The sequence below is a fragment of the Paenibacillus sp. FSL H3-0286 genome (genome assembly GCF_045040705.1).
GTDB classification, from domain to species: Bacteria; Bacillota; Bacilli; order Paenibacillales; family Paenibacillaceae; genus Paenibacillus_AQ; species Paenibacillus_AQ odorifer.
The window spans coordinates 5,884,966-5,911,630 of the sequence record NZ_CP150285.1; the positions used below are offsets into that span (position 1 = coordinate 5,884,966).

23 protein-coding genes, 1 pseudogene and 1 riboswitch are annotated in these 26,665 nt (G+C 46.3%); of the genes and pseudogenes, 4 read left to right on the forward strand and 20 right to left on the reverse strand.

The features are described 5' to 3' along the window. Nucleotides 1-29: 29 nt before the first annotated feature. Complete coding sequence (locus tag MHB37_RS26275) at nt 30-1,097, forward strand: glycosyltransferase family 4 protein (RefSeq protein WP_076219322.1); 1,068 nt, start codon at nt 30-32, stop codon at nt 1,095-1,097. 76 nt (nt 1,098-1,173) lie between these two features. Here the strand turns inward: MHB37_RS26275 and MHB37_RS26280 are convergent, their stop codons facing one another. The 12 genes from MHB37_RS26280 to MHB37_RS26335 all read right to left on the reverse strand — a co-directional run bounded on the left by MHB37_RS26280 (nt 1,174) and on the right by MHB37_RS26335 (nt 12,922). Next, nucleotides 1,174-2,211, reverse strand: coding sequence for a glycosyltransferase family 4 protein (locus MHB37_RS26280; protein ID WP_076141521.1), 1,038 nt, complete (start codon nt 2,209-2,211; stop codon nt 1,174-1,176). Continuing rightward, nucleotides 2,208-2,930 carry a glycosyltransferase gene (locus MHB37_RS26285; protein ID WP_076141520.1) on the reverse strand — a complete coding sequence of 241 codons (723 nt, stop codon included), beginning with the start codon at nt 2,928-2,930 and terminating at the stop codon, nt 2,208-2,210. Before MHB37_RS26285 ends, MHB37_RS26280 begins: the two co-directional genes overlap by 4 nt. A gap of 33 nt (nt 2,931-2,963) precedes the next feature. Beyond that, the gene (locus MHB37_RS26290; protein WP_076130427.1) at nt 2,964-3,539 is read right to left on the reverse strand and encodes a class I SAM-dependent methyltransferase; all 576 of its coding nucleotides are present in this window, start codon (nt 3,537-3,539) and stop codon (nt 2,964-2,966) included. A 5-nt stretch (nt 3,540-3,544) separates the two neighbouring features. Beyond that, nucleotides 3,545-4,261 (reverse strand): glycosyltransferase, encoded by a 717-nt coding sequence (locus MHB37_RS26295; RefSeq protein WP_405168685.1) that lies wholly within the window; start codon nt 4,259-4,261, stop codon nt 3,545-3,547. Next, a complete protein-coding gene (locus MHB37_RS26300; RefSeq protein ID WP_076195131.1) occupies nt 4,258-5,229 on the reverse strand; it encodes an NAD(P)-dependent oxidoreductase in 972 nt (323 codons plus the stop codon). The genes MHB37_RS26295 and MHB37_RS26300 overlap by 4 nt, the downstream gene beginning before the upstream one ends. Next, on the reverse strand, nt 5,226-6,065 hold the full coding sequence (locus tag MHB37_RS26305; protein ID WP_076195129.1) for an SDR family oxidoreductase: 840 nt from the start codon (nt 6,063-6,065) through the stop codon (nt 5,226-5,228). The genes MHB37_RS26300 and MHB37_RS26305 overlap by 4 nt, the downstream gene beginning before the upstream one ends. Continuing rightward, entirely contained in the window at nt 6,062-7,048 is a 987-nt protein-coding gene (locus MHB37_RS26310) for a polysaccharide biosynthesis protein (RefSeq protein ID WP_036679704.1), read from the reverse strand. The genes MHB37_RS26305 and MHB37_RS26310 overlap by 4 nt, the downstream gene beginning before the upstream one ends. Next, nucleotides 7,038-8,132 carry a non-hydrolyzing UDP-N-acetylglucosamine 2-epimerase gene (wecB, locus tag MHB37_RS26315; protein WP_340033622.1) on the reverse strand — a complete coding sequence of 365 codons (1,095 nt, stop codon included), beginning with the start codon at nt 8,130-8,132 and terminating at the stop codon, nt 7,038-7,040. Before wecB ends, MHB37_RS26310 begins: the two co-directional genes overlap by 11 nt. Before the next feature lie 651 nt (nt 8,133-8,783). Continuing rightward, entirely contained in the window at nt 8,784-10,256 is a 1,473-nt protein-coding gene (locus MHB37_RS26320; protein ID WP_339169622.1) for a glycosyltransferase, read from the reverse strand. Nucleotides 10,257-10,427: 171 nt separating this feature from the next. Next, complete coding sequence (locus MHB37_RS26325; protein WP_175617396.1) at nt 10,428-10,598, reverse strand: hypothetical protein; 171 nt, start codon at nt 10,596-10,598, stop codon at nt 10,428-10,430. Nucleotides 10,599-10,651: 53 nt separating this feature from the next. Continuing rightward, a complete protein-coding gene (locus MHB37_RS26330) occupies nt 10,652-11,767 on the reverse strand; it encodes a glycosyltransferase (protein WP_076187192.1) in 1,116 nt (371 codons plus the stop codon). A 54-nt stretch (nt 11,768-11,821) separates the two neighbouring features. Further along, nucleotides 11,822-12,922 (reverse strand): glycosyltransferase, encoded by a 1,101-nt coding sequence (locus MHB37_RS26335; RefSeq protein ID WP_076187167.1) that lies wholly within the window; start codon nt 12,920-12,922, stop codon nt 11,822-11,824. Between the two features lie 253 nt (nt 12,923-13,175). Between MHB37_RS26335 and MHB37_RS26340 the strand changes: the two genes are divergently transcribed. After that, on the forward strand, nt 13,176-13,934 hold the full coding sequence (locus tag MHB37_RS26340; protein ID WP_405168686.1) for an AAA family ATPase: 759 nt from the start codon (nt 13,176-13,178) through the stop codon (nt 13,932-13,934). A gap of 310 nt (nt 13,935-14,244) precedes the next feature. Here the strand turns inward: MHB37_RS26340 and MHB37_RS26345 are convergent, their stop codons facing one another. The 8 genes and pseudogenes from MHB37_RS26345 to MHB37_RS26380 all read right to left on the reverse strand — a co-directional run bounded on the left by MHB37_RS26345 (nt 14,245) and on the right by MHB37_RS26380 (nt 23,197). Then, nucleotides 14,245-15,159, reverse strand: a complete 915-nt coding sequence (locus tag MHB37_RS26345) for a phosphotransferase (RefSeq protein ID WP_076187163.1) — start codon at nt 15,157-15,159, stop codon at nt 14,245-14,247. Between the two features lie 77 nt (nt 15,160-15,236). Beyond that, a pseudogene (locus MHB37_RS26350) lies at nt 15,237-16,283 on the reverse strand (IS1595 family transposase). 173 nt (nt 16,284-16,456) lie between these two features. Continuing rightward, nucleotides 16,457-17,872: a hypothetical protein gene (locus tag MHB37_RS26355; RefSeq protein WP_339244801.1), complete on the reverse strand. Its 1,416-nt coding sequence runs from the start codon at nt 17,870-17,872 to the stop codon at nt 16,457-16,459. An 8-nt stretch (nt 17,873-17,880) separates the two neighbouring features. Further along, a complete protein-coding gene (locus MHB37_RS26360; protein ID WP_405168687.1) occupies nt 17,881-19,779 on the reverse strand; it encodes an LTA synthase family protein in 1,899 nt (632 codons plus the stop codon). A gap of 206 nt (nt 19,780-19,985) precedes the next feature. Beyond that, complete coding sequence (locus MHB37_RS26365) at nt 19,986-21,152, reverse strand: hypothetical protein (RefSeq protein ID WP_339244806.1); 1,167 nt, start codon at nt 21,150-21,152, stop codon at nt 19,986-19,988. Then, nucleotides 21,149-21,592 (reverse strand): sigma-70 family RNA polymerase sigma factor, encoded by a 444-nt coding sequence (locus MHB37_RS26370; protein WP_339244809.1) that lies wholly within the window; start codon nt 21,590-21,592, stop codon nt 21,149-21,151. Before MHB37_RS26370 ends, MHB37_RS26365 begins: the two co-directional genes overlap by 4 nt. Continuing rightward, a complete protein-coding gene (locus tag MHB37_RS26375; protein ID WP_339244812.1) occupies nt 21,522-21,719 on the reverse strand; it encodes a sigma factor in 198 nt (65 codons plus the stop codon). Before MHB37_RS26375 ends, MHB37_RS26370 begins: the two co-directional genes overlap by 71 nt. 140 nt (nt 21,720-21,859) lie before the next feature. After that, the gene (locus tag MHB37_RS26380; RefSeq protein ID WP_076302428.1) at nt 21,860-23,197 is read right to left on the reverse strand and encodes a 5'-deoxyadenosine deaminase; all 1,338 of its coding nucleotides are present in this window, start codon (nt 23,195-23,197) and stop codon (nt 21,860-21,862) included. Nucleotides 23,198-23,267: 70 nt separating this feature from the next. After that, nucleotides 23,268-23,366: riboswitch (purine riboswitch) on the reverse strand. 1,847 nt (nt 23,367-25,213) lie between these two features. On the opposite strand from MHB37_RS26380, the gene MHB37_RS26385 reads away from it, so the two are divergent. After that, on the forward strand, nt 25,214-25,531 hold the full coding sequence (locus tag MHB37_RS26385; protein ID WP_076305695.1) for a transposase: 318 nt from the start codon (nt 25,214-25,216) through the stop codon (nt 25,529-25,531). 11 nt (nt 25,532-25,542) lie between these two features. Continuing rightward, complete coding sequence (locus MHB37_RS26390; RefSeq protein ID WP_256715073.1) at nt 25,543-26,406, forward strand: IS3 family transposase; 864 nt, start codon at nt 25,543-25,545, stop codon at nt 26,404-26,406. The last annotated feature ends 259 nt before the right edge of the window (nt 26,407-26,665 follow it).

Genomic DNA, 26,665 nt, shown 5'->3' on the forward strand with positions numbered 1-26,665 from the left:
TTACTCCGCAAAAGTCAGGAGGCTTGTGCATGAAAGTTCTATTTACGTTTTATGTACCGAGTGGCGGGGTGGAGACATTAAATAAGCTGCGATGTGAAAGTCTCCAGCGAAGTGGGATCGAATGCCATGTTTTATATCTAATGCCGGGTTCAGGCCAGAATACGACCAATTTTCCGGTATTTGTCTCATCTTCAGATGAAGAAATTAAAAATTTGCTGGAGACCCATAATTACGATGCCATTATTGTTACATCTGATTATTTATTACTGAAACGTCTGCGTGAACTCGGTTACCGCGGTATTATGATATACGAATCTCAAGGCCTTGGAAAACGCAGTCATGCGGAAACTCTGATCAGAGATGCCGTCCCTTATTTACGTTCTTATTGTAATGCGGTACTAATCCCGCCAACCGATCATTTATTGGAGCTGTTTATTGAAATCTGTCCCTGGCTGCATCGTTATGTAATTCCGAATATTGTTGATGTCCAGTCCTTTCAGCATATCCCTGCTGAACCTCCCGCTAATCCGGTTATCGCTTGGGTAGGCCGGCTAGAGAGCAATAAAAATTGGCGGGAATATTTGAGAATCGCCCATGAAATTCGCCTTTATAAACCAGATATTCATTTGTGGATGTTCCATGATCCTAATTTAGCCGCAGAGGATCAGAAACAATCCTTTCAGGAGGAGCTACACGCTCTAGGGCTGAATGATCGTCTAAGTACTTTTACCAATATTCCTAATCATGTAATGCCCATTTATTATTCCTCGATCGCTAATTCGGGTGGATTCCTGTTAGCTACCTCCATTACAGAAGGATTTGGATATGCTGTTGCCGAAGCGATTTGCTGCACTTGTCCAGTACTTAGTACAGATTCCGATGGTGTCAGATCCTTTATTGTTCATAATGTCACGGGTAAATTTTACCCCCTTGGCAATATTCCAACTGCCGTCAACGAAGGACTGGAGCTTATGAACAATATTCCTCTGCGAGAGGGTCTCCGCCAGCAAGGAAGAGGATATATGGTCTCACGCTTCGGAACCGAGAAGTATGCGCAATCTTTTCGTGAAATGATGAATTCCTATGCCATCTTCTAACCGATATCATGCAAAAAAACCTTCAAGCCACTTCTCACGTGGTATTGAAGGTTTTTTATATTTTAAGGACATATTATTAAGAGTTCCTCGCTACGATCTCAAACAGTGCATTCTGAAACAATTGTGTGCTTTTTTCCCAAGTGAAATGCTGTGAATCCTGCTCCCCCTTACGAGCCAGCCGCTGGCGTAAATCCGGGTCTTTAATTAAGGTTATGATATCATCCGCGAGCCGATTCTCAAACCGGTAGGACATTAAGCAGTTATGGCCATGCCTGCCATATTCCATATTTCCACCGGAGTAAACAGTAACGAGCGCTGCTCCACAACGCATAGCCTCGATGCCTGGTAGCGATCCCGTATCATACGTACTTGAGCTTACAAAAATATCGCTCTCACTATAATGGTAACAAAGCTCAGTATCATTTGCAGGAGTCCTTATATGATATCGTTCGTCCGCTAATAAAGTTTGCAGGGTAGTCGACTCAGCAAATTCACCAGGAGGAATGATCAAATAAAGTTCAACTTCTGGATGAAGTCTTCTGACCCGATTTAACTGTTCAAGCAAATAGTCTTGTTCACGATGGCCTGAGAATCCACCCTCTGGCTTTCGCATAACCGCGGAAACTACAAGCTTATTTTCAGGTTCACGAATGTTCAAATTTCTAAAAACAGGATTCACACCAATGGGCACGATTGTCCCCTTAATCCCATGATTCATCTGGACGATTTCTTGCTGCCAACGGGATAGTACAAGCAGATTGCTGGTTAAACTATAGGATGCAAAAGAACGGCTATTGTCAGGTAAAAAAGTGGGCTCGTAGCAAAGCGCTAAACGAATATGAATCCCTTTTCCCTCATTACTTGCCTGCTGCGATACCTCGACTGTGGTATAAAAGTTGGAGACAATCACGTCCCCCACTGGAAAATCGCTGGCCGACAAATCACCATCTGCCGCATAACGCAATTCACAATTTATCTCGTATTCAACGACACCATCGCTGGGCAAGAGGATCGTAATTTCATGACCGATCTCTGACAGACGATTAGCCAGTTCTGCCAGCATCCGTTGTGCTCCGCCCCTAGATAGAGTTAGAACAGGAAATATTAATTTCATTCCCCTCTCTCCTTTAGCAGCAGATGCGATAGAACCCCATGATGGTTTGCTTGTACCTGTTCTATCTCTCTTTTCTGCGCCTCACTATAAATCACTGAGCCCATCTCTTGATGCACTCGATAATCAAGCTGCGGATACTCAATATAAGACCAGCTAAAATGCGGTAAAATACGCAGCCATAAATCATAGTCTTGAGTATATAACAACATTTCATCGAACGTTCCTACAGCACGAAATATATCCATATGAAGAAGAACTGTACTCCCATTCACCGGACAACCCAACATCATAGTCTCAATAAAATGGGCTCTGCTGCTAAAAAGCATACTTACCGTATCTGAGATCCGTTCTCCCTGCTCATTTATATAATAATAAGCTGTATAGTTAAACAAAGTACCCGTACTTTTGAGCTTTTCTATTTGGTTTTTGATTTTATCCGGGTGAAATTGATCATCTGCACTGAGCCAGGCAAAATACGTTCCGGTAGCCACTTCTATCCCTTTGTTCAAAGCAGAAGCCGTCCCTCCATTACTCTTTTGTATATAAATGATTCTGTCACGAAAGGGGGCCAACTTCTCCAGCCATAGGGTAGAACCGTCATCGACTACAATAAGTTCTATATTCGGATAGCTTTGATCCAAGACACTTTGGATGGCGAGATCCACATACGAACAGTTATAAAATGGGATGATCACCGATACTTTAGGTTCTTCACTCATACGCACTCACCTCCTTCACCCGGAGCTCAACTTTTATACTGTTTTACAAGCAAGCAGGGCATCTACTGGTGCATGGCTCTCCCCGAATGCTTCACGAAACGATGGGTTTTGGGCATGATGGAAACCTTTAAGTACCGTTACCTCATACCCAAGTGCAATAAAATCCTCCGGCTCCCACCCGCTCCGATGCTTTTGATAATGCTCTCCCTGCAAATGATAATGATCCATACCCTCCTGTGGAAAAAAGCCCCGAGGGGTAAATACAACTACTCGGTTATTGGCGATTCTTTCGGCCATCCCTAGCAGAGTCTTCGCTTCATTTTTATTAAAGTGCTCTATTGAATCAATAAAGGTAACCGCTGAAAATGTTTTGGGGAGGAATAATTTATCCATATGACTGGCATCTGCATGTACCGGAATAATATGAGGTGACTTATATTGACGATGCAGCAGGTACGGCCTGTGAATTTCTAATCCAAGCACTACTGCGGCTTCATATCGTTCAAGCAGGGTACCGGTGCCGCTGCCGATATCCAGAATACTCTGGCAGAATTTCAACTGTTCCAGTAAGACTGGCAGAAAGTCATTCACTTCAATTTCCCGGTACATTACCTTCAGCCCCCCATAGAAGAAATCAAGTGCTGCAGCGAATTCTTGTAGCGGGCATTGGTCGCAGCTGCCTCTGCCATAATTACATCAAAATATTTGATCGTTCCCATGCCCTCATGCGTCCGGTAAGCTGTGAGGGATTGATTCAACAACACCGGTGGATATCCGTTCAGAATGGCGCGGAACCATAAGTCATAATCATGGGTGTAAGGAAGTGATTCATCAAAAAGTCCGATGGCTCCAAACACCTCTCGTTTAAACATCACCGTACAGCCATTAATGGGATTACCGTGTAAAAAACAACGTAAGTAATCCAGGTGACTAGGAAACAATGGCGCAGCATTCAGCTGAACCAGCTGCGATTGAGCGTTAATATAATTAAAGTTGGTATAGGAGATTAACAAGTGGTTCTGCTCCATGAACAGAACCTGATTGTTGATCTTATCCCGATAAAATAAATCATCCGAGCTAAGCCAGACCACATAGTCCCCCGTTGCATTCAATATGCCGTGATTCAGTGCGGAGGCGGTTCCCCCATTGCCTTTGCCCAAATAATGAATTCGGGAAAGATACGGTGTAATTAGATTGCTATGGGCATGCGAGCCGTCATCGACAACAATGATTTCGTAAGGTTCCCAAGACTGGGAGAACGCACTTTGCAGGGCGTGCTCAATATAAGGACAATTATAAAAAGGAATCACTACCGAAACCTTCGGTCTCATAACAACCTCCCCTCCCCGCTAACTCGGTAATAATTCAAAATATCCATTAACGATTGCTTAAGCCCAATTTCCGGAAGCCAGCCCAGTGAAGTCACATCAGCCTCAGGGGTTGATGCTTCTGAATGAACCTTCTTATCCGCTGTGGCTGCGATCTCTGAAATAGCCCGTTCAGCATCTGCAGGTCCCCAGTCCATTGGCACTGGACCTACAGAATGACTGAGCAACTGCTCCGCGATCTCCCCGAGTTCCCGCTGCTTCCCCGAATCGATGCGATAGATGGTTCCATTTGTACCTTTACGCAAAATGTAATCATAAGCTCTAACGGCATCTCTTACATCTAAAAAATCACGCAGCGCATAACGAGAAGAGAGCTTAAATGGAGGTATTTCCTCTTCTGGCTGGCCTTCACTTCGGACAATGTGCTGTGCTAATAAAGAGCAGAAGCCGGTGGAAGGACCGGGACCAATCAGATTACAGGGCTCAGCCAGCATAACCGGCTGTTTAAATAAGGTGCCCCAAGCGAGGGACACCAGCTCTTCTATTGTTTTGCTAAGACTGTACGGGTGTGGTGGCCCAGCCACCACACCCGGTTTGAACTTAAGTCTGGAGCCAGCCACTAGAATCCGACTGCTCGGCAGGCTTCGCATAGCCTCCAGTAAATATAAGGTGGCCATCACATTGGTCTCCATATAAAGCAAGGGATTAAGCCATGACTCGGGTACGGAGTTCTTCCCAGCCAAATGAAGGACAGCGTCCGGTGTAGTTTGCTTGATCATCTCAGCTACTGCTTTCCGGTCACTTAAATCACAAATATATATCTTTACTCCTTCTGGAAAAAGAGTGGAGGCAGCTGTCGATTGCGGCCGCAATACAGCGATAACCTCAGCCCCTCCTGCCGAAAATAATCGAACGGCATGTTGCCCGGTGAATCCACCGGCTCCGGTAATCAGAAGTCTTTGACCTGTCATAAATACATCTCTGACTGTTTCATCCAGTCAGCCAGTTCCTGCAGCATTAAAGGATATGAAGGCAGCGGCAAGAGGACATCCGCTCTTGTATTCACTAGTGTACGATCCTGAATATGTTCATCCTCAGGGATGATCTCCACATTTTCTTTATGAAAAGCCACCTGAATATGCTGAAGCAGCTCATATTTACTTACCGGCTCTGGATGCGCTAAATGGATTAGCCCCGATACGGGGGAATCCAGCATTACATCCACTGCTTTGGCTAATTGGAGCGTTGTGACCCCGTTCCACATCACCCGCCGGTATCCTGAAACTTTACCACTCTGCGCCAGGAACCAATCCATCAGACCAATACCGCCTGAGCGGATTTCGGGACCAATAATGGAAGTGCGAATCGTAAGATGCCCGGGTTTTTGCACCTCACCGAGACTTTTCGAAATTGCATATACAGAGGTTCCATCAGGAGCATCCTCTTCGGTGTACCCTCCGCGTGTTCCTTCGAACACGCAGTCGGTACTGATATGAATGAGCCTTGCCTGAACATCCTCCGCCTTTCGCCACAAGTGATGAGGGAGAAAGCCATTCACGTGGTAAGCCCCAATTTTGTCACGCTCCGCGAATTGATTGAGAACCCCCATTGCATTGATAATGCAATGAGGGGAAACGATATCGACCAGCTTCTCAACTCCGGCTATATCGTTCGCATCTACATACAGCCCGCCAAGATCGCTCTTATCCCGGGTTGTATGGAAGACGTGATGCTTGCCCTGGCGGCGAAAATAATCCGCCAGCATATGCCCCGCCATACCGTTTCCACCTAGGATAAGCAGCTTCATTGCAGGAACCCTCCCCGGATCAAGATGCTTTTGATCTCTTCCCGATCCATCAGATTCGTCTCTGAACTGAAGCTATTGAAAGAGACATGAGGATAAGCGCTATAATGTGCCTTTAATTCCGGCATGTTCAGCGTAGGGAGAATTACTAGATACTGTTCATCGTAGACAACGGTAGTTAAGCTTTCGAAATCGCTCATCAGAATCTCGTGGATTTTCTCCCCCGGACGAATCCCGGTCTCAACAATACTCACATTGGACTCTCCGGAAGCCTCAATCAGCACCTCAGCAAGATCGATAATTCGGCAGGTAGGCATAGTCATGACGAAGATTTCTCCACCCAAGCTAACCTCAGAAGCTTTAAATAATAACGTAATAGCATCGCGTAGGGTAAAAAAGAAGCGGGTCATTTTCATATCCGTAATGCGTACCTGACCCTTATCTTTAATCTGCTTCATGAACAAATGCACTACGCTGCCGTTCGTTCCGAGCACATTACCTCCGCGTACAGTAACGAACCGGGTGTTTGAGCCAATCAGATTGGCATAAACGAACAATTTCTCCCCGATCGCTTTGGTCATTCCATAGAAGTTGGATGGGTTCGCAGCCTTATCGGTAGAGATGTAAATTGCTTTCTCAACGCCATTTACAATGGCAGCTTCGATCACATTTTGAGTTCCCACTACATTGGTTTTGAGTGCTTCATAAGGCTGATCTTCACAGACTGGAACATGTTTGAGCGCCGCCAGATGAAAGATATAATCAACGCCACGGCAGGCTGCAATCAGCGCATCCTTGTCACGGATATCGCCAATGATAAAGCTGAGACGTTGATCTTCAAACTCCCGGCTCATCGCCACTTGAGCGGATTCACTGCGGGAGAATACGATGATTTCCTTAGGATTTTGTGGCAGAAGTTGCCTAATCAGCTCATGCCCCCAGGAACCAGTTCCGCCTGTGACCACAATCCTTTTATTATTGAACATGCAGGTTCCCTCCAAGCAAGAATTTAACTACCTTGACCGAAACATCCGGAGTCATGTATCCTTCCGGTGCCTCCCAATCCCGATTGAGCGCCGTCATCAGCTTGACGCTGCGCAGAATACTTTTCTGATCTACACCTGAGACTACATTGCTGCCACAATCCACTGTTTCTGGACGTTCCGTCGTTCTGCGAATCGTAACTGTTGGCACTTTCATCAAGCAGCATTCCTCCTGTACAGTCCCGCTGTCGGTGATGGCACATAAGGCGTGCTGTTCCAAGTAGACAAAATCAAAAAATCCGAAAGGTTCATGAAATTCAACTAGTGGGTTCATTGGAAGGGAAAATTGCTCGGTAAGTTTGGAGCGAGTGCGAGGATGAATGCTGCATATTAAACGAATTCCAAAATGCTCAGCCACTGCGTTAAGACCCGACATAATTTGTACAAGGGACTCTGGATCATCTACATTCTCAGCACGGTGGGCCGTGACTAGGAAATACTGTCCTGCGTTAAGCTTCAGCTGCTCCAGAATGTCGCTAGTCTGGATTTTGTGCTCAAAGTGGGTCATGACCTCATGGATCGGATTTCCTGTTAACACGATACGCCTGCTGGGGAAACCTTCGCTGATTAGATGTCTTTTGCTCTGCTGCGTATAAGGCATATTAATGGTCGAAACGGCGTCGATGACACGGCGGTTTTTCTCTTCTGGTACTTGGAGGTCATAGCAGCGGTTGCCCGCTTCCATATGCACCACCGGAATTCCCATACGTTCAGCCAAAATCGCGCATAACGCGCTGTTCGTATCGCCCAGAAGCAAAACGCGATCTGGCTGTTCTTTTAGTAAAATACTTTCTAACCCTCCGAACATGGCGGCAAGCTGGCCGCCTAGTCCTGCTTGTTTATCCTGCAGCACATAATCCGGTGCCCGCAGACCCAGCTCAGCAAAGAAAATGCCGCTGAGACTGGCGGTGAAGTTCTGGCCTGTATGCACCAGGATGTGCCGCTCAGCATGTTCGTCGAGAAGCGGAATGATTACACTGAGGCGAATGATTTCAGGCCTCGTGCCTAAAATCGTCATGATCTTCATGAGTTCACTCCCCTGCCTGTTTAATTATGGTCTGACTTGGCTCAATCAGCGGACTGTGCTCTGGTTGCTGGATTGAGATCATTGAGCGGGAAATGTACCGTTCATTTGGCTCAGGTTGCTGGAATGAGCTCTTTTTGCGGGATTTATACCGCTCATTTGGCTCAGGTTGCTGGAATGAGCTCTTTTTGCGGGATTTATACCGCTCATTGGGCTCTGGTTGCTGGAATGAGCTCATTTAGCGGGATTTATACCGCTCATTGGGCTCTGGTTGCTGGATTGAGATCAATAAGCGGGAATTATACCGCTCATTGGGCTCCGGTTGCTGGAATGAGCTCATTTAGCGGGATTTATACCGCTCATTGGGCTCCGGTTGCTGGAATGAGCTCATTTAGCGGGATTTATACCGCTCATTGGGCTCCGGTTGCTGGAATGAGCTCAATGAAGGGCATTTTTGCCTCTCTTTGCGCTCAGCTAGCTGAATTCGACGTATTCGAGGGCAGATATGCCTCTCTTTGCGCTCAGCTTGCCGAATTCGACGCATTCGAGGGCAAATATGCCTCTCTTTGCGCTCAGCTTGCCGAATTCGACGCATTCGAGGGCAAATATGCCTCTCTTTGCGCTCAGCTTGCCGCTTCGCTGCAATCGAGGCATTTACGCCGCGCGCCGCCGTCCACCGCGGCGGGCCCGGCGGCGCTTGCCCCCGGCGGTGCTGCGCCGCCGGGCAGAACCTTTACGCCGCTTGCGAGCAACGCGGCGCAAAACCAACGGGCGCCCGCTTCGCCGGCGCGCCCGGGCTTTGCCGCGCCGCTTGCGGGCGACGCGGCTTGGCAGGCCCTTGCTTCGCGGCGGCAAAGCCGGCGACGCTGCGGGTAAATCAGGCTGGACAGCGGGTGGTTCCACCACCACCACGCTGTCAGCCTCGCGCACCGCAGGTGCGCTGCAATAGCGGAGGTTCCACATCTCCGCAAGGCCCTGCAGGCGGCTCCGATAAGCCGCCGGACCATAGACGGCGTCGACGCGCTCCCGCGCTTGACTGCCTAGAGTTAACGCCAGTCCCGGCTGCGCCAGCATGACGTTGACTCTTTCTGCCAGCGCGGAAATGTCCGATGCTGGCACGAGATTTTCGCCACAGCCCGCTGCGTGCAGAATTTCTCGCAAGCCCCCAGAGTCGTAAGCGACCACGGGCTTTCCAAAAGCCATTCCTTCCAGAGCAGTCATGCCGAAGCCTTCGCGGATCAGACTAGGAACCACTAGCACATCCATGGCGCAATAGGCAGATGGAAGACATTCAGCATAACCAACAAATTTAAACCGGGTGTACAGTCCCTCAAGCTTCACCTTGCGGACACAGCGCTCATAGTAGCTTTTATCGCCAGCTGACCCAATGACAACAAATTTCGAGGTTGGATGAACCGCGTGCACAAGCACAGCCATTTTCACAAAATGTTCTAGACCTTTTTCCTTGTTGATAAAAGAAGAAATATAGCCGATCAGCTGTTCATGCGGTTTAACCCGCAATTCCCGCCGCCGTTCGCTCCGAAGCTTGCTCCAAGCCTCAATCATCATCTCTTTATCATTCCAAGAGGGAGGCAGCTGGATCACTTTTTCCGCTCTCACGTCCTCTGGAAAGCAAGCCGCAGCTGTTTGTGAAATAGCTAGTATCTCATCACTATTCCGATGAATCAGCCCTACACTAATAGGTGTATATTCATTGTCTGTTATCGTCTCTGATATTTTCCATATCACCGGAATGCCCAGTGACTTTGCAGCCATTGCTGGCAGAGCATGCACACAGGTACTTGTAATAACAAACGCCGGGCGCAGGGAATTCAGCCAGTCTGTTAATTCGTGATACTCCCTGCTTTCCTGGAATTTCCGAGCATCTGCCTCCAACCCTGCATAAGGAGTGTACATTCCATATAAAAGAGGAATCGAAAGCAACTGTACACTTATTCCACAGCTTCGAGCCTGAGAAGTCAGCTTGCCGTCCTGAGGCGCAACGAGAATACAATTAAAGTACGGAGAAAGCTCCTGAGCGAAAAACAACAATAGCTTCTCCGCTCCCGTAATACTGCGTGTATTGGATACATGTGAAAAGAGGACGATTGTAGCTTTGTCAGCCATGGCGTTTCGGCGCTCCCTAACGAGGGGCCTGGAGCAGCCATTCACCTCCTTAAAAAATTTACAAACTTTGCGCTAAGTTCTATCCTTCGCAGTAAAACTCTCTTTGAAAATGGTCGCTCCTGTGACTCGCAACATCGCTTCCGCTTAGCTCTAGAATCTCGTCAGTCAATTTCACTTCGCTCCCGAGCTTCGCCCCTTCACTTCCACTCTGCTCTCGAATCTAGCCAGTTGCTTCCGCTCCGCTATACAAGCCCGCTCCAGACGTTGCTTCTTTTCATCAGGCCACAGGCATAAGCTGAGGTTCGGTTCTACAGTATATCGAGGAAAAACAGATGCCGGCACGACACCTGTCCCCTGGTAAGCGCACATTTCCGTTCCATTTCCGGGCATATGACCTAGCCATAAATTACTGTTAACAGCTGGTGTATACGTTTGGTGTAGGTGTGATCTTTAAGCGTCCGTTCAAAAGCGCGCAGGGCAATCGCACGGCGTTCTTCCTCATGAGTCAAGTAAAAACGGATTTTATCCATCATTTCTTGAGGGCTTGCAAAAGTCTCAATTTCTTCGCCAGGTTTGTAGAAAGATCCCATATCATCTCTGGCATCTACTAATTGCAGCGTACCCGTAGCCGCGATTTCAAAAGTACGCGGATTAGGAGATACCGCCGGAATCGAAAGCGTATTGTTATTCACTACTTCATCAATGTGCGAGCGGTGGAGGTTAATGACGATTTTGGATCCGCTGTAAGCTACCGCTGTTTCCTGTGGTGACATCCACTTGCCTATCTCAATTCGATCTCCATAAAGTGCCGCCTCAGGCAGACGGTCCCACCAGATGCCGTTAATCACCGTGTTATAGTTCATCAAATCCGGAAGAATCTCACGAAAGAAATTAACCCGGTTCCAATAGGCAGAGCCAATAAAACTAACTTCGCGATTCAATGGTGAACGTGTTGTAGTTGGACGGTAATGCTCGCGGTGAGCGGCAAAAGGAAGATAATGAACTTCAGGGCAGCCAAGTCCCTTATAAAAATCAATACAATTACGCTCAAGCGTGAACACAAAATCGTAATGCGCCACAATTTTAACTGTAAAATCAGTGTAATAAGGATCATCTGTAAGCCAAATGGCTGTCTTAATCCCGCTAGCCCGAAGAACGGAGATCTGCTCAAGCGGTAAATCCATACCATCCAGCACAAGTACCAGATCCGGTCTTTGAGCAGCGGCTAACTCCACTAAGTTTTGGCGCACATCCGTTATCGTGACTTGTGTGGTTAATTTTTGCAGCGCGTAGAGGACTGCATCGTCTAATGGAGAGTAGGGATATCCTTTACCAGAAGCCACATACATTACATGAATATTCCGTACGGGAAATACTTCTTCTGGCCGACCATCCAAAATCGCAAGCCGCCCCCGTAAATATCCTTCATCATATCCGCCCTTAAAACCACTCAGACGACCACGAAGCTTTTCTTCCTCTGGAGGTGTCAGAGGTAGCGGTGGTGCAGGCATAATAAATTCATTGTTGTTCATTATCATCCTCGCTCCTTTATCCCGTTATAGATTTCATACACTTGAAGCAATCACATTCAGCAAATGTGGCAAACGCGCAGTGAATGTATGGTTGCGCATGGTTGTCTGTAGTCCCCGTAAAGCGTATATTCGGCGCTCTTTTTCATGCTTCAGATAGTACTCAATCTTCTCCTGCAATTCCTTAGCAGAGCCAAAAGTATCCAAGTCATAACCTGGCCGATAATAATTGCCCAGATCCTCACGAACATCCGTAAGCTGCATAGTACCGCAGGCACTGATCTCATAAGTACGTGGGTTGATAGAGCGTGATGGTAAACGGAAGCTATTCCGGTTATCCTGCCCCTCCTCCCACGGACGGTGAATATTAATGACTAGCTTTGCACCACTGTAATAGTTCGCAGTTTCCTCAGGTGGGATAAAGCCATTGCTAATAAAAGGGGCAAGCTGGTCATAAGTCGCAAGCCGTTCCCAGAAGCCGCCAGCGATCAGCACCTTCTTATCCTTTAAATAGGGGGCAAGTTCATCAAACAGCGCTGTCCGATTATGAAATGCATTGCCAATAAACACAATGTCGTACTTATACTGCGGTGCCGTACGGCGCGGATAGAACATCTTTGGATTGACGCAAAGCGGTAAATAATGAACGGATGGAACTCCAAAGGATTGATAAAACTCCACACAACCGAGCTCATGCGTAAAGACGTGATCATAATGCCGGCAGATCACTGAAGTATCCTCTGTAAAATAAGGATCATCCACAAACCAGATCGCAGTCCGAATGCCCAGCTTTCTGATTTCTGTAATCTGTTCTAAATGATTTTCCGGAAAAACATGCAGTCCATTCATAACCAGCACTGCCCCGGGCATCTCCCGAGCCGCGGTCTCCAGCATAGTTTCTGGAGTGCTTATCACAAGCTCACTTACAAGCTGCTGAAGCGCCTCAATTACCCCAGTATCGATTGCATGGAACCCTTGAGGAACATACATTAGCTTAAATGGCCGACAGGCTTCGACCTCTGCAGTACTCCGACGCTGCACAGCCTCACACATGCCGAGACGATATCCTTCGTGATAACCGTCGCGATAATCTCGCGGACGCTTGTGTTTTCTCCTTTTTGCTTTCACGGCCTTCACCCTGCCCCGTTGTATTCTCAAGACAGTATAACTATATGCGGAGTCAGCACTCGCCTCATGGACATCTGTCATTACTAGAACTAAATTGGCAGATGTACCCTGTCTTTTGCCCGGCTTGCCCGAACCCCGTCAGATTTCATCCACTCGCTGGATGCTGTTATACTATAAAGGACTAGCTAGAGGCACTAAACTTGTCATCTCTGTCCAATCTGTCCGAAGATGATTATTTTTTGAAATTCACAAGGGGGGAACTATGATTAACACCACGTTGTATTTGCGACACGCGGAGCTGCTGCGTGATCTGGTGCCATCCTTTCAAACCTATCCTTTTCATCTGCCTGCTGTTCGAACGCTGGATCGCCTGACTTTTCAAAAACCAGTGACCTTTCTTGTTGGAGAGAACGGCACGGGCAAATCAACCTTGTTAGAGGGAATTGCTGCTGCTTGGGGCTTTAACCCTGAGGGTGGAACGCTAAACTTTTCTTTTAACACTCGTTCCTCGCATTCGAATCTTTATGAATATTTTAGAATTGCTAGAGGGGTTAGACGGCCGAAGGATGGCTTTTTTCTACGTGCGGAGAGTTACTATAATGTGGCTTCTTATATTGATGAGTTGGATGAACAACCCGGTGGCCCTCCGATCAAAGACTCCTACGGAGGCAAATCTCTGCATGAGCAGTCCCACGGAGAGTCTTTTTTAGCTACATTCGTTCACCGTTTCGGCGGCCGCGGTCTTTATATCCTCGACGAGCCTGAAGCAGCGCTTTCCCCCTTACGTCAAATGTCTCTGCTGGTGCGTATGCATGAGCTGGTCGGGCAAGATTCACAATTCATTATCGCAACTCATTCCCCCATTCTGATGTCCTATCCCGGTGCTGAAATTTTTCTCTTGGAGGGGGAGGGAATACGGTCCGTCGCCTTGGAGGAAACCGAACATTATACCGTGACTAAAGCGTTTATGAACGATCGTCAAGGGATGCTGCGTGAGTTATTTGAAGATAAACAAGCATAAACGCCTTCGACGTCCCTATAAGGACGGTAAGCGTTTAAGCGAGAAATATAAGGATATTTACAACATGGAACATATAAATTCTTATATTTTTGGCTATGTTTGATATTTGACCATAAGAAAACCGCCTTCGTTGAAAAGGCGGTTTATTGCTAGCTATCGTGTCCCGTTAGCGCAACGACTTACTCTGTTGAATTTCGTGTTCCTCAACATAAAGCGGCATCAGAGAAGGCGGATCGTACCTTATCGCGGCCTTTAAACGACAAAATGGTGCCGATAGCCATAGCCCCATAGCCGCAACGAAATAATAAGCCTAATCCGACAGTGCCCGCATGATGTTGGATTTCGCCTCTGCCGCAATTGCTTCATTCCCGTCATCGACCGCTTGCATTAAGATCAGTATGGGGATGTATACCGCGATTAGCCGCGCCAGCAGCTTCGTTTCCTCGTCCGCTCCTCCGTACGTTTCGAAAAACACGCCGCGAGCGTAAGGTGGTAAAAAGCTATAAGCAACGCTCAAATCGCAAGCCGGATGGCCTACGCTCAGATCGCCCCAATCAATGATGCCGGAAACGATCCCGTTCTCATTCACAAGCATATTTTTGAAATGAAGATCGCCATGTAGCAGTGCATTCACCGCCTCGACACGGTCCTTTTGCAGCCCGCTAATATACGCTTCGATCACACCGGACTCCTCCGGCGACAAGTGTTCAACCACCTTCGATAGAAAGCCCTCCAATTTCACTTTGCGCGATGCTATGTCCGTCAAGTTTCGATGATCTTGCTGAACTCCGCACTTCAGCGCCGCCTGCACCGGAAACTCATGCAATCTCCGCAAAAATTTCGCCAGCGTCTCTGCCGATAAAGCCCTACGTTCTTCCGTCAAACCGATTGGGAAATCTCCTAGCACGTAGGCATAGCCAAGAAATGGTGCCGGGTATTCGTCACTTGCTTCGCCATAAAACAACGGTTTCGGATAGGGGATGGTTATATATGCCTCCAGCTTTGGCAGCAGCTTCCCTTCCATACGAATCGAGCCAACTGCAATCGTTCTTCTTGGAAACCGGAACACGTACTCGTCACCGATGAGAAAAACCGTATTGTCCCAGCCCCAGCCCAATCGCTTCACTTGCTTCGATGACAGCTGAGGGAATTGTCTGCCGATCAGCGTCCGCGCCTGCTCTTCGTTAACCTCCCACTCCGCATCCCATACATTCGTTCCTCCCATGAATTGTCTGCCTCCTCGTTCCTTACGTTATTTAGATATTTACATTCCCTAAAAGTTACGCATAACTGCCCGTTAGCTTAACAAGAATAAGCAGAAAGCCGAAGTTTGGTGTTCGTGTCGGTCACAGTAAACAGGCACGATTTGACCAACATATTTTTCTTATTCGATGCGGTATTCTCATATTCCTTGCTGTCTAAGTAACGAAACCACGCCAAGTAATTCTGCAAATACTTTGTTGCAACACCATTGAAGCGATCCATCCATTTCTTCCAGCGGCTGTGGTAGCTGTTTACGTTTTGGATATGGTACACGCCTTTCACACGTTGTTTTCCGTCGGACTTGAATCGGTAATGAGTCATGCCTTTTGAATTCGCATAGGAGCTAAATGCCCTCCATGAATCAGTGCATAACACGTTTGAGTCAGATAGATGACCACCAATCGCTTCGTCTAATTTTGTAATCCGAATACGTCCACGCCCAAGTACACCAGAGTAAGTCATTTTCTGACGGTCACGGGCAACCAGCACGCACACTTGATCGTGGCTTATACCACGATATTTCGCTTTGCCGCCACGTTTACGTGGCTTGCGTTCGGTAATATTCCGCTTGCCCTTTTCCGAGTAAAGAAAGTAGGTCTCGTCCATTTCAACAATATCTTGAAATGCTTCGGTTGGAATCTGCTTCAGAGCGGAAAGAATCTTATGCCGCTAGTAAAACAAGGTGACATGCGTGACTTCATCGTTTAACTGCTCTGCACATTTTCTCAGAGAAAAGCCCTCAATCATGCATTCGATAAAACGAACCCACATATGAGGTCGCCTCATTCGTTGCAGAGGGGTGTTCGTAAGGTCATTGAATGTTTGGCGACAGGACTTACAACGGTAACGTTGACGTTTAACCTCTCCAGTGCGTGTTCTTACAGCCTACTTTCCAAATCGAACAACAGAATGGTTTTTGCAATGCGGGCAAACAAGTCCATCTTTATGCTTCTGCTCTTGAATTTCATCAATCGCTCGAACTGGAAGTGCCACTCCCTTGGTTCGGGACTGCAAAAAGTAGATAAGTTCTCGCTTACCATTATCGTCCAACGTATCAGCAAGCTTTTTCAGTTCCTTTAAATCCATGGGCAAATCATCTCCGAACAGTTATATTGCCCTTATTATAGAACACTCGTTCGCAATTATCAAACATCAACAACAAAGTTTAACATAGTCATATTTATAAAAAAACAGCAGGTCTCCAAATCGGAAACTTGCTGTTTGCTTTGTGTTATTTTGTGTTTGATAGGTTCTTGAAATTAGCGTCTCGCAATCACCGTCAGCTTGTGAACAATCCATCCAAACATGACTACAACCATCATATCGAAGCACACATTAAACAAGAATAAATGCTTACCGATGTCAGCCCTTCCGTCCCCAAGAATCGGAACCAAGAAGGAGAAAATCCCTATTAGCCCTAGCAGCATCAGCAGCTCGCCGGCAACTTTGCCACGAATATCCCTGCTGCGGAAATACTGGAACAAAGCTCCCGCAAAATACACCAGATAGAATATGGAGAGAAATCCGAGCGTGTGCGGAATATGTTTGTTTTTGAATTGGCTCCATGCACTGTAAGTATAGGATAATGCACCTGCTGGTTTATTCTCGCTTTTCTCATAGTTTCCTAGATAATACGGGCGAATCGCCATGCTGTTACTCGCAGCATATTTCATATTATCTATCAACCGGTCCGGATGCTTCAGATAGAAGAACAATACATCTTTATGAGATACACGGTCATAGAAGTCCGGAACCAGCGAAGGATCATCCTGCTTAATCACTGTATCGGTCTGAAAATAATTTGTACCCGCCAGTACCTCCAGCCGCTCCGGCAATCCGAGATCCTGCAAGTCTCCCTTCACATCCGGCGATTCGTTTAAAATCCCAAAAAACACCGTTTGATACAGATTAATATGCTTCAGATCTTTTGGCGCTGCCACATACAAAACGATGGATACAAGAAAGATGGCAATCGAAAAACGTAACGCCAGCTTCCTCCATTTGCCCTCTCCGTCAAGCATCATAAACCGCAAGAAAATCAGTGCAAAGGCAATCCCAATCGGTGCATTCTGGATTTTGGAGGTGACCAGAAACAGAATCGCGATAAAAAATAAGGTTAATCCTTTAGTGGTTGGCTTCTCTTGGCTGGTTAATCTTAATCCTAATGCAAATGTCAGCAGCATAAACACCATCGACACTGGTTCTCCAAACAAGGAGTTGAAATAGGCCACATACCCGATATCGTAAAATACAAATAAGATAGCTGCTCCCAACAGCAACCCTGTAACATAAGAGCCACGAGCATTATACTTCACCAGCAGCCAAGTTGCCGCCAGTAAAAGAAGCCCATAAACTGCACCCAGCAAACGAACATCAAAAAAGCTGCCATGGATGAGCCCGCCGATCAATCTCGGCACAAGTACTATAAAAATCTGTGAGGATGGATAAAAACCTCTAAATAAATTTTCATACGCAAAACTGGAATGACTAAAATTGAAAAACTGGTCGGCATACGATGCTCCAGTATCATAGTAGTTCAGACCGATGGTATTCATCATACGCAGAAAATCTCCGTTATCGGCAACACCAATAAATGGCCCTACGAATAGCAAATAAATAATGATACCGCAGCCGGCAAGGCCTACGAGATACTCCGGTTTCCAGAACTTTTTCATGATTCCCCCTATCTCTGTGGTAACAGCTTCACATATTCGTCGGACAAATTCATTAGCTTCAAAATATACTCATAATCAGTCTGATATTTTGTGAAATCCGATACTGGCTTAAGCGTATCCAGCGACACAGCTTTACCATCAGCAAAATCTTTACCAGGCACATAGAGAATATCATCATTAAAGAAAGAACCAGAAGGCAAATAATACCGCATCCCTAACACATTACGATCAATGTTCAAGAGATCATGACCAAATGCTGTATAACCTTCTTCTTTTAAAGAAACCCCCAATAGGTTAGCTATTGTTGGAAGAATATCCAACTGTCCACCGGTTCTCTCTACTACCTTCCCTTGCTCCATTCCTGGTACATGTACAATCAATGGAATATTAAAGCGACTGATCCGGGAATCGTATGGAATCCCCAAAGCACTTTCTACTTGCTCCGGTGGCACATCCTGCGGCTGCAAGCCAAAATGATCGCCATACATCACCAGCACAGTGTTATCCCACATTCCATTTTTCTTCAAACCCTCTATTAAAGTTCCAATGGCATAATCAGTATAGTTAATAGCAGTCAAATAATCGCCAAGCATCGTGTTTTTTAACTCATCAGGCACTGATATCTTCTTAAAAGAGTCCGGAATTTGGAAGGGATGATGGCTGGACGCCGTCACCATTTGTGCGTAGAAAGGAGTTCCTTTCTTCTGCAGCTCTGCCAATTTCTCGACACCCGTAATATAAAGCTGTTCATCGGAAGCACCAAACGCATTAAAATGATCATTGGTAAAATAATCTTTATCATAATAGCCGTTAAATCCAAGTGCAGGATATAGCTCATTCCGATTCCAAAAGCCCACTTGATTCACGTGAAAGGTGTACGCCTCATATCCTTTATCTCTCAGCAGACGTGGTAGGCTCGGCAGTTCTCTGTCCCCGAATCCAGTGGACATTGCCAAGGTCCCGATTGGATAAATCGACGTGTTGCTCATAAATTCAGCGTCAGAAGTATTGCCCGGACCAATCTGCTGGTAGACATGGGGGAAGTAAAATCCCTCATCTGCCAACTTGTTCAACACTGGAGTCAGCTCTTGACCCTTCAGGGATTGATGCAGCGGGAAGTTTTGGAAAGCTTCCATTTGGATGACAATTACATTTTTGCCCTTTTGCGAGCCGAAATACTCAGGTGCTGTGCCCGCGGCCTTACTACTATAAGGATAGGAAGCTTGTAGCTCATCAATCTTCGTGATTGTATCCTTAATATCTCCGGTTCCAATGAGATTGTTATCTTCCTTGACCTTAATTGCGGCAACGACCTCATAATTCAGGAATCCGGCACTTTCTGCCTGCACAAGCTCATTTGTAATTCCCCGCGCAGAATTGACAGAATTGGCCGATAAAGCAAAACCTCCAAGAATAGCCACCAGAATCACCATCATATGTGCCAATCGTGTGTTCCGGGAGCTGAATCGCTCACGCTCACGCGGATAGGCTTTTCCATGCTTCCATCTGCGGATCAAGACATAGATTGCCATGATCACAAAATCAGCGAAAAATAAATAATCAATAGTCTGTATCGTTGATTCTACGCTTGCCTTCACTTGAAACACCTGATTCAGTTCATATAAAGCCAGATACGTAGGAACAGAACCAAAGTGATTGAAATATACACTGGCTGCGAACAGCAGCAGCGATAATATCCCGTTAAATGTCCAATAGACAGCTGTTCTCACCCGCGAAGGAGTAATGACTGTCAGTATCCCCATGATGAAGAGGACTGGAGCAACATCTGCTGCAATCCACTCCCAAGCAATTCTATCAAAGAACAGCACTCTCAGCAGGAGCAGCTTCAACCATAGCAGCAGGACAACAATATAGAACTGAGCTCGATTCGGCCCGTGCTTTTTCACGTTTTAATCCCCTCTTACCTTTTCATTTGTTCTGATTATGAACTCTATTCATCTTTTCTGTAAAATATCAGATTGTTCTAGTATAACAATACTTACTTTTTTTATCAAAAATGTGCACCTTTCGCTCCCACTACAAATAGGGAAATCCCACGCCTTTTCGGCTGTGGAACCTCCCTATTTAAGCCTATTATGTTATGCCTTTCAATCTAAGACTGGCTTGCTGGCAAATCCTCTTTTACCTTCCAGATCGTTAAATCACTATCATAATATACAGTGATCTCAGGACTGCCAAGCTTATGAAAAGTGAGATTCCCGGGCTCCTGATCTCTTTTAAGCAAGCTATATTCGCTCACATCAGCAACGCTAAATATCTTAGTCAGCAGAGGTGCTGCCTTCTCACGTAGGCGATCCCCATCAATTAGAGACAGCTCCCGGTCTAATACCGTTAGTTGTTTGGGATCTGTTTTATCACTAGCACGAGGATTTGTATCACTAATCTGCTCAATCCTTCTAGTAACATTATCGAACGTAACCGAAACCTTTGATCCGTATTGCAGCGTAAGCGTATCCTGATCCTTGTCCATAGCCCGAAATACTAAACTAAGCTCTTCACCTCCGTTACCTCTCAACACCTTCAAGGCCTGTTCCCCAGCTTGACGCATCTCTTCTGATACCGCCGAGGCCTCAAGCGTGGCTGATGCGTAATCGAATTCACCATTTACAAATCCGATACGCCATTTCTCCGCCCTAAAGTTATTCTCAATTTTCACGCCAGAATGTTGTGTAACATCATATTCAACGTATCTGAGCACTTCATAAGCTGAATCATTCGCATAACCCAGTTTGCCCTTGATCTCTTCCGCACGGGTATTCATTTCAGCGTCGATCTCCGCAGCTGTCAGAATCCTACTCATCTTCGTTTGCACCAGTTCTCCTGTCTCATAATTGATCCAGATATATGCGGAGTCCTCACCTTTCTGGTAAGAGTAAAATATCTGCTGTTGCTCCTTAAGCCATTCCCGGTGATCTAGCGGATAAGTCTTTCCAAGTAAACTCTGCATCACCTGATCTGCGTTCCGCTGTAGCTCAGCCTCCGTGAAATGCGACGAAACCTCAGTTTGCGCAGGGTTGCTTGATTCATTACCGAGGAACCTTCCGTTCAGAAAGAATACACCTAAGCCCAACAATACAATAAAACTCGCCACAGCCAACAATTGCACAGGCAGTCTTTTTCCTGAGTAAGATTTCGCTCCCTGTTGATCTTCTTGAATTCGGCGAATGACGTTGTCTGCATGCCTCATAGTAAACTTTTCATTTCCAAAAGGTCCTTTTCGGGCCTGAGCATACCATTCCGGTTTATGATCCTCCATCATTCTACCCCCTTTAATTTGTTCTGAATTTTTTGCCGCGCTCGGTGCAATCTTGATTTTACCGTTCCGTGACTCAAGTTCATCAGTTCAGCTATTTCTTTTATAGAGAGCTCATATTTCAAATCCAGGACCAATATTTCGCGCAGCTTTGGAGACAATGCCATAATTAGATCCCATATCTCACCAATGGACTGATTACCCAAATACTCCATCTCCGCAGATCGGGCTACGCCAAGAGGTTCGACAGTTTTTTCCCGCTGCTTCACATCAACCGTGGACAATGGCTGTACACCACCCCATAAGCCCGAACGAAAAAAGCGCGATTTCCGGTGCGAAAAAACAGTATTCCTGGCAATCGTAAGCAACCATGCTTTAAATGAAGAACCCCCGGTACGTTCCAATCCGGTAATAACATTTAATGAATACTTCTTGAGCCAGATCATCGGCTTGTTCAGAATTTTTGGTAAGATAATAGATATAATTCCATATATCCTCTCCGTAACGGCTCATGATTTCTCTTAGTTGCTGTTCATTCATCGTCTCGCTATGCTGAAGACCTTCCAGTTCCAATTAGCTTCACCTCACTTAATACGACCTCATAAAAGGCACCTTAGTTCCCTTATGTTCATATTTTCTCATAAAAAAACAGGGGGTCCAGTGATGATCCCCTGCGAATGATAAGATATCCGAATCCGAATCGACCTCTCCCCTCAAACGATCGAGGTATGCGTGAGTAATCTTTTAATAGAACGGTTAGCTTCATTTAGTACAATTTCTTTATCCACAGTCTTTAGCAAACCTCTTTCCATCACGATCTCCCCGTCGATTATCGTTGTCTCCACATCTGCCCGCGTAGCGGAATATACAATTCTAGAGATGGGATCTACGTCGTAAGAGGGGAAGGTATGAAAATTGTAGAGATTAAGGAGCACTAGATCTGCTTTTTTGCCTACCTCGATACTCCCGATCTTATCCTCCATCCCTACGGCCTTCGCCCCACCAATAGTAGCCATACGGAATACACTGCGGGCATCCATGGTTGTGGGTCCGTGATGAGGCTTTTGAATAATCGCCGCCAATCGCATCTCATTAAACATATCCAGATTGTTATTGCATGGAGCGCCATCCGCTCCCAGACTAAGAGAAACATGCTCATGAAGCATCCCTGGTGTGTCGGCAATTCCGGAGGCCAATTTCAGATTGGAACCCGGGCAATGACTTACATGCACTCCTCGATCCCGCAAAATCCGCCGCTCCTCAGCATCCAGCCACACGCAATGCGCCAGTATAAGCCGTTCATTGGCTAATCCTAGATGGTCCAGATAAACGATGTTACGCATGCCAGTCATGGCCTGCACAATCTCAATTTCCCCTAAATTCTCAGACGCATGAGTATGCACCTTCACATGGTATCTTGCGGACAGATCTCGCACCTCGGTTAATAAAGGCTCTGTACAGGAAATCACAAAACGTGGAGAAAATGCATACTGAATCCGGCCGTTTCCATAACCATTCCATTTTTCCAGTAGATCGACACTTTCCTGCAAAGAAGATGCGGTATCCTCCTGCAGCGCCTCAGGCACATCTCCCCCTTTTTGATCCATCATCACCTTGCCGGACAAGGCCCGGATTCCACTTTTAGCTATAGCCTGAAACGCAAAATCCGTATGATGGACAGTCTCCATATCCACAATCGTCGTCGTGCCGCTGGTGATCAGTTCGCCGATGCCAAGCATAGCCGAATAATAAAGGGATTCTTCATCATGCGCGGCCTCTAATGGCCAGATTCGTTTGCGCAGCCAATCCATCAGCTCCAGATCGTCCCCTTTACCTCGGAATAACGTCTGGCATAAATGAATATGAGTCTGGATAAAACCCGGAATTAATGTACGGTTCGTAGCATCAATGATCTGCTCGTCGCCCTGCGGGATCAGGCCAGTGCCGATTTCAACAATGAGATCATCCTTAATCCGGACATCCCCGTGTATAATTTCCTCTTGCTTGTTCATCGTAATGATTTCGGCATTTTTGATCAAAATATTCCCCATAGCCCTTCTCCCCCTCATTGAGTTAATTCCAGTACAACCTCACGCATGTAGCACAAAAAGGCCACAAAAATATGCCTGAGCATATTTTCGTAGCCAGAAATTTACGGTTCCCGGTAGAGACCCTTAAACCAATTATTAAGGATATACGAAAAAAGACTATTCATTTGTAATTTGAATAGTCCAATAATAATCTAAAGACAGGTTATATGTCAATATACATGACACATAAAATTGATTTCGTTTTATTAATACTGTTTCATAAAAGTGATTTAGTATTTTATGTTATGTTAAATAACATAATTCGATTTATGATCACGATTATTCTGTTTGAAGAAAATTTCGATCACGATACCCTGTACTTTGCGTCAGATTTACTGTCAGGAAAACATAGAAAATAAGCTTTCCGAGAGCTATTTCATGGCTTAAGAGACAGCCGTTTCGTTCGATTAAGTCGGCCATTTCGCACGATTAGGTCGACCATTTCGGACAGTATCTCTGCTTACTCTAACGCGCTGTGCTAAACCACTGCCTGCATATAGCGCGGTATGGTGGACTGGTCAGAGCCCGAAAGTGTACGTCTAGCTCTATTCATCTAACTGACCTATGCCGACCCTACTGCTACTCAACTGCTACTTCTGCACTGCTTCGGCTTCTTGTATTTCTCCCCTACGCCTACTCCACTGCTTCTGCACTCCTACATTCTCCTTGCGCCCACTCCACTGCTACGTCTACTGATACTGCTTCTACTACTGCCCCTACACTACTCTTATTTCTGCACTTCTACGTTCCCCTTGCGCCTATTACACTGCTACGTCTACTGCTTCTGCTACGTCTACTGCTACAACAACTACAACTACAGCTCCTACTCTACTCCTACTTCTGCACTTTTACTTTCTCCCTGCGCCTACTCCACTGCTACTTCTACTGCTTCTGCTACTACTGTCCCTACACTACTTCTACTTCTGCACATCTATGTTCCCCTTGCGACTATTACACTGCTACGTCTACTTCTACATCTACATCTACATCTACTCCTGCTTCTACTGCTCTCGCTACGTCCACACCACGGGTGAGTCATAATCCTCCATACTTTCGGACCCAGATGACGCTATTCCCTCGAAACAGGGCCATATGCAGTGTGTTTTGTACCAATAGCTGCGCTGGAGTCCGATAGCATTCCCAAATGTGGGAAAATTCCGCGTTTAAGGTCATCTGGGTCCGTTACTATCGAGTCATACTCAACCGCTGATGCTTATAGACCCAGATGACACTATTTGCACATTTTCGCTTATTGATCAGGGTTTCGGACTCCAATGACGCTATTTGCACATTTATCGCCTTTTGAGCAAGATTTCGGACTCCAGTGACGCTATTCCCTCGAAACAGGTCCATATGTAGTGTGTTTTATACCAATAGCTGCGCTGGAGTCCGATAGCATCCCAAATGTGGGAAAATTCCACGTTTAAGGTCATCTGGGTCCGTTACTATCGAGTCATACTCAACTGCTGATGCTTATGGACCCAGATGCGCTATTTGCACATTTTCGCTTATTGATCAGGGTTTCGGACCCAGCTGACGCTATTTGCACATTTATCGCCTTTGGAGCAGGGTTTCGGACTCCTCCAGTGACGCTATTCCCTCGAAACAGGTTCATATGCAGTGTGTTTTATACCAATAGCTGCGCTGGAGTCCGATAGCATCCCAAATGTGGGAAAATTCCACGTTTAAGGTCATCTGGGTCCGTTACTGGCGAGTCATACTCAGCCGCTGATGCTTATGGACCCAGATGACACTATTTGCACACTTATCGCCTTTTGAGCAGGGTTTCGGACTCCAGTGACGCTATTTGCACATTTTCGCTTTTTGAGCATGGTTTCGGACTCCAGTGACGCTATTCCCTCGAAACAGGTCCATATGTAGTGTGTTTTATAGTAATAGCTGCGCTGGTGAAGCTAGAATAAAAAGTGGACACTAGTTAACAGACTGGCGATAATGAGTCCACGGAGGTGTGTTCACATGGGAGAACATCGACAACGGTATAACGAAGAATTTAAAAAACAGACAGTGCAGTTCATTCAAGAGCAAACAAAGACAGTGGGCGACTTGGCGGAAGAGCTCAACATCCCAAAAAGTACCCTGCATCAATGGATGAGCCAGTATCGAGAACTAAAGAATGAACCGGCAGCTAGCGTGGATCGAGTACGGGAACTCGAGGCACAGTTGAAGGAGATGCGTCGGCAACTTCAAGAAAAAGATAACAAGATTGCCGATGTGGAAGAGGAATTAGCGATCGTAAAAAAAGCAGTGCACATCTTCAGCAAACCAAGGAACTGAGATTCCAGTTTATTGAAAAACATCGCTCCGAGTTTCTCTTGGAGAAGATGTGCATGACCCTACATGTGTCACGGAGCGGGTACTACAAGTGGCGGACAGAAAAAACCAGTACGCATATGCTTCGTAAGGCTGCGATAATGAAGCGAATTCAGTATCATTTTGCAGACCATCAAAAGCGGTATGGGAGTCCGAAGATCACCCGCCTGTTACATCAAGAAGGTTATACCGTTACCGAACGCACGGTGAGTGTGTACATGCGACATATGAAGCTTCGCTCCATTGTCTCCAAAACGTATCGCGTACAGACCACCGACTCCAATCATGACCATCCGATTGCCCCGAATACGCTGAACCAGCAATTTAAAATACTCAAACCCAATTCAGTATGGGTTACCGACATTACTTACATTCCTTGCCGGGGAGGGCGCTTGTACCTGGCAAGTGTGATGGACCTTTGCACGCGCGAAATCGTGGGGTGGCGCTTGGAGAACCATATGGAAACCAGCTTGATTTCGGGCGCTTTACAAGATGCTTACGAAGCTAAACAACCGGAAAAGGGTCTATTACATCACTCCGATAGAGGTTCTCAATATACTTCTCATGAATACACGAAGCAGTTGAAAGCGTATGGCATGGAGTCCAGCATGAGCCGCAGAGGTAACTGTTATGATAACGCCTGTATCGAGTCGTGGCACAGCATTTTGAAAAAGGAGCTCATTTATTGTAATCCGCGATTCAAAACTAAGGAGCAAGCCTACCAGACACTTTTTCAATATATTGAGTTTTACTATAACCGCAAGCGAATGCATGGCGCGCTGGGGTATCTTTCTCCAGTTCGTTTTGCTGAGCAATTGACTAGAATGTCTGTTGCGTGACTGTCCACTTTCTTGACAGAGGTCCATGGAGTCCGATAGCATCCCAAATGTGGGAAAATTCCACGTTTAAGGTCATCTGGGTCCGTTACTGGCGAGTCATACTCAGCCGCTGATGCTTATGGACCCAGATGACGCTATTTGCACACTTATCGCCTTTTGAGCAGGGTTTCGGACTCCAATGACGCTTTTTTGCAAATTCATCGCCTTTTGAGCAGGGTTTCCGTAAGCGCAAATGCTACCTAATCAAACAAAGTTTTTG